Origin of the sequence: Methylobacterium sp. WL103, assembly GCF_008039885.1 — a bacterium.
Taxonomy (GTDB): Bacteria; Pseudomonadota; Alphaproteobacteria; order Rhizobiales; family Beijerinckiaceae; genus Methylobacterium; species Methylobacterium cerastii.
This window is the reverse complement of the sequence record NZ_VRUX01000754.1, coordinates 1-1755: the sequence shown is the minus strand read 5'-3', so window position 1 is coordinate 1755 and position 1755 is coordinate 1. Positions and strand designations below refer to the sequence as shown.

General features: G+C 71.6%; 3 protein-coding genes. 1 reads left to right on the top strand and 2 read right to left on the bottom strand.

The annotated features are described in order from the left end of the window. On the top strand, positions 1 to 897 hold an 897-nt coding region (locus tag FV222_RS25075; RefSeq protein ID WP_147815914.1), incomplete at its 5' end, for an SDR family oxidoreductase. Between the two features lie 34 nt (positions 898 to 931). Here the strand turns inward: FV222_RS25075 and FV222_RS25070 are convergent. Both FV222_RS25070 and FV222_RS25065 read right to left on the bottom strand, forming a co-directional pair. Further along, positions 932 to 1177 carry a hypothetical protein gene (locus tag FV222_RS25070; RefSeq protein ID WP_246685653.1) on the bottom strand — a complete coding sequence of 82 codons (246 nt, stop codon included), beginning with the start codon at positions 1175 to 1177 and terminating at the stop codon, positions 932 to 934. 72 nt (positions 1178 to 1249) lie between these two features. Continuing rightward, positions 1250 to 1483: a hypothetical protein gene (locus FV222_RS25065; RefSeq protein WP_147815913.1), complete on the bottom strand. Its 234-nt coding sequence runs from the start codon at positions 1481 to 1483 to the stop codon at positions 1250 to 1252. Between the last annotated feature and the right edge of the window lie 272 nt (positions 1484 to 1755).

Here is a 1755-nt window from a genome sequence, read left to right as displayed (position 1 = left end):
CGCCAACGCGTCGTCCTGGCCGCCCGCAGGGCCGACGTGCTCGACGCGTTGGCGCGCGATATTCGCGGCCGCGGCGGCGAGGCCGTGGCGATCCCCACCGACGTCGCCGATCCCGAGGCCGTGTCGGCGCTGGCCGACGGGGCGGTGGGCGCGTTCGGCCGGATCGACGTCTGGATCAACAACGCCGGCGCGGGCGTGTTCGGCCCGCTCCTCGACGCGCCGCTCGATCTGCACAGGCAGACGATCGCGATCAACCTGTTGGGCGCCATCCACGGCGCCTACGCCGTGCTGCCGCACTTCCTACGTCAGGGGAGCGGCACGCTGATCAACACGGTCTCGATGGGCGGCTGGGCGCCGACGCCGTTCGCCGCGGCCTACACCGCCAGCAAGTTCGGGTTGCGCGGCTTCTCTGCCAGCCTGCGCCAGGAGCTCGCGCCTCACCGGCACATCCACGTCTGCGGCGTGTTTCCGGCGATCGTCGACACGCCCGGCCTCGAGCACGGCGCCAACGTGACCGGTAAGACGCTCAACCCCGGCCACCTGTACTATGCACCGGAAGACGTGGCCGAGACCTACTTGCGGCTTGCGCTGCACCCACGCCACGAGGTGGCGGTGGGCTGGCCTGCGCGTCTGGCCCAGGTCGGCTACGCCCTCGCACCGTCCGTGACCGAACGGATGATGGGGGCGGGTTTCCGCCGCGCGCTCGACAGGGCCGACCCCGGCCCACGCACGCATGGTGCCTTGCGTCAGCCGAAGCCCGAAGGCACCCGGGCCGACGGTGGCTGGCGCGACCGCAAGGGCGTTCCCTCGGCAGGTCGCCTCAGTCTCGGGCTCGTGCTTGCGGCGGCCTGGGGGACGGTGCTTCTCGGCAGCGCGTTGTCCGCGCGCCGATCCTAATCGGCGAACGAAGCGCCATCCTGCCGGCAGGCCTCTACCGCTCGGCGTGAAGGCTCTTGATGAAGCGCCGCGCGATCTCGCGCACCGCCTCGTCGTCGCGAGCCTCGCCATGGGCCTTGTCCCAGAGATGGTCGAGGCTGCCGTCGAGCTCGTCGAGGAGTTCCGGGTGGCGCTGCGCCACGAAGCGGATCGTGCCGAAGAGAAGGTGCTCGACGGCCATCTCCCGGCGGCGCGCGTCGATGAGGGCGTCGGAGGCTTGGGCGGGGGGCTGATCGGTCATGGCGGATCAACGAACGCCATCCGCGTTCGGTTCGCGCGAGGGCGACGTCGCGAGTGCCGCAGCGTGGACGTGTCAGGTCAACCAGCGCTCGTCGATGTCGGTCGCGTTCCACGCGGCCATCGGTTGCCGCTCGTCGCCTTCTGCGAACACCACCAGGTCGTCGGGGCCGACGTCGTGCACTGCGAACCAGTCCCAGCGCCGGTGGATCACCCGAGGGCCGCCGAAGATGCGGACGGCGTTCCAGTAGCGGTCGTCCTTGAAGCCGACGTAGTGGACGCAGCGCGGCGGCCCGGCCGGCCCAGACATTCGCATCGAAGATCGTCTCGCGGCCGCCCGGCGGCCCGTCGGCGGCGGGCGCGATGCGAGGACGAGCGGTGGCGGGTCGATGCATCGATCCAGGATAGCCCCAGCGTTCGGCGTGTCGAGGAAGCGCGTCGTCGCGCCGGGTGCCGTCTCACCGCGCCGCGGTGCAGGCGTGATCCATCAGGTCCTCGGCGCTCGCCCGCGGTGCGCGGTAGGCGAGCACGTAGAAGCCTGGCTCGGAGTCGCCGGCCGTGGTGGCCACGGCGGCGAAGCTC